The sequence below is a fragment of the Thermoclostridium caenicola genome (assembly GCF_900142095.1).
Taxonomy (GTDB): domain Bacteria; phylum Bacillota; class Clostridia; order DSM-8532; family DSM-8532; genus Thermoclostridium_A; species Thermoclostridium_A caenicola.
The window spans coordinates 1-1,942 of record NZ_FQZP01000099.1 but is presented as its reverse complement, the minus strand read 5'-3'; the positions used below and the strand labels follow the sequence as shown (position 1 = coordinate 1,942).

1 protein-coding gene is annotated in these 1,942 nt (G+C 49.4%); it reads right to left on the bottom strand.

All coding sequences use genetic code 11. The features are described from left to right. Positions 1–90: 90 nt before the first annotated feature. Positions 91–1,647, bottom strand: coding sequence for a S41 family peptidase (locus tag F3H12_RS13015; RefSeq protein ID WP_188118538.1), 1,557 nt, complete (start codon positions 1,645–1,647; stop codon positions 91–93). Positions 1,648–1,942 lie beyond the last annotated feature (295 nt).

Here is a 1,942-nt window from a genome sequence, read left to right as displayed (position 1 = left end):
TCCTCCTTGGTATTTTGTTTGTTTTTCGTTGATCAATATTTTACCAAAAAAGAGGGGTCTCTTGTTTTTTTAACCTAAAACAATTTTACACTAAGCGATATCCTCTCTCCGGAACCGCTTCTGAATATCTTCCCAGGTTTGCTCCACATATACATCCGGTATGGTCTTGACTTCCTCGTTCACCGTTCCGTCGGGGTTTAAGCCCATCTCACCTGGGAATCTTACGATAAGACCGCTGTTGGGCAAAACTATTGGTATGGGATCAAAACCGATCCCATCCCCTCCCGTATCGGTTCCAATCAGCGTTGCCCAGCCGGTTTCCTTTGCAAAGGCCGCAAAGGACTCGGAGGCTGAAAAGACATAATCATCCACCAGAAGATATATCTTTCCCCTGAACCCTACAGGATTATCCGGCTCGGTCCCGTAAGTGATCTCGGTAAGCCAACCCTTGCCATCCGCAAAATAGTATTCCGGCGTACGGCCTCCGGCATTCAGGCTGTCGATGCGTTTGAGCGCCAGGTAGTCGGTAAACAGTTTATGCTTAATAAAGGGCTTCAGATAGGCTGAATCCCTGAACAGCGCATAGCATTTCATTGCCAGGCGTTTATCGGTCAGCGGCGCGACAATGTTTCTTGCCCAATAAGATGTGCTTCCGCCCCCGTTGAGCCGGATATCGATGACGAGCCCTCTGTAGTCCCTGATTTCTTCCAGGAAAGCCCGGATGCCTGGCCCATCTTTCTCAACGTAAAGCGCGGAGAAGGAAGGAAGCCTCAGGTAGGCAATACCCGCCTCTTCATCCTTCAGGGTTGAGAAAAGATGCTCGGGCACGTCTTCATCGCTGCTTTCGGCCTGAACGGGTCTGGCAGGTTCAAGCGTAATATCCCGCCTTTCACCCTCAGGGGTTTCCACACCCAGCCGGACCGGCCTGTCGGTATAGATGACCAACGCGTTAACCTTGGCTTTTCCCCTGAGCCTGTCATAGTCCAGGATATAGCGGTCCATCAGGGTCTTGATATAATCATCCGTGCTGATACCATCCACTTCGATCAGCCTGGATCCCCTGGGTATCCCGTAATCCCCGGGAGAAGTTTCGGGATCAACCGGATTTGACCAGGCACAGTATTCCCCTTCTATGTATTTGAAGGAAACAGGAAGCATCATCTCTTCGGATTCTTTCAGAACTGTCTGCCAATAGGAATAGGCATCCCTGACCCGTCTATCGTTATAGACCTGGGCCCAGGGTGTGAGTCCGTCATAAATGCGACTTGAATCGTCATAAGCGGACGGGCTGATGACATTGGTATGCCCGTTCTGGAGCAGCATGAGAATGCTGTTCAGAACATGGTAAAACTCTGCGTCGCTTTTCGTTTCGGCTATCATGGAGACAAACTCCTGTTTTTTTGAGAGCCAGTCCATCCCCAGCTGCCTTTTTTTGACCTCGAAATAGGGATAATTCTGTTCCAGCATCCTGTACAGGTATTCGAAGTCTTCCAGTTTCTGCTCCGTGGTCAGCGGAAAAACGGTTTGATTGACCACGAAGTCAACCTTTGGATTCCACAACAGCGCATAGATCAGGACTGATGTTATGACTATCACAAAAACAAGAACCAGCAGGATGCGCAAAGGCACGCGCGCTCGTTTTTTCATCATCCAACTCCTCTCGAACTTGGATCAACGTTTTGCCCCTTTCAGGCATCATCGATGTGCATCCAGGTACCTCTGGGTCCAGGGACAGACATAGATGCATTTGCCGCAAATCGTATAGTCAATCCCCAGCCTGAGCATCAGTTCCCTTGCAGCCTTCTCACAGCTGTGGGCATCATAATATTCCTCCCGTTCCAGTTCCGTGGTCTGTTAACTTAATAATAAAAATGAGACCTGAAACGCCTCTGGTATAATGGAATCGCCAAAAACACATTACCTCCCAGAAAGGAGCGTTCAA

Excerpts from the sequence above, each read along its gene's own strand:
- F3H12_RS13015 (WP_188118538.1), bottom strand. The coding sequence starts at position 1,647 with ATGAAAAAACGAGCGCGCGTGCCTTTGCGCATCCTGCTGGTTCTTGTT.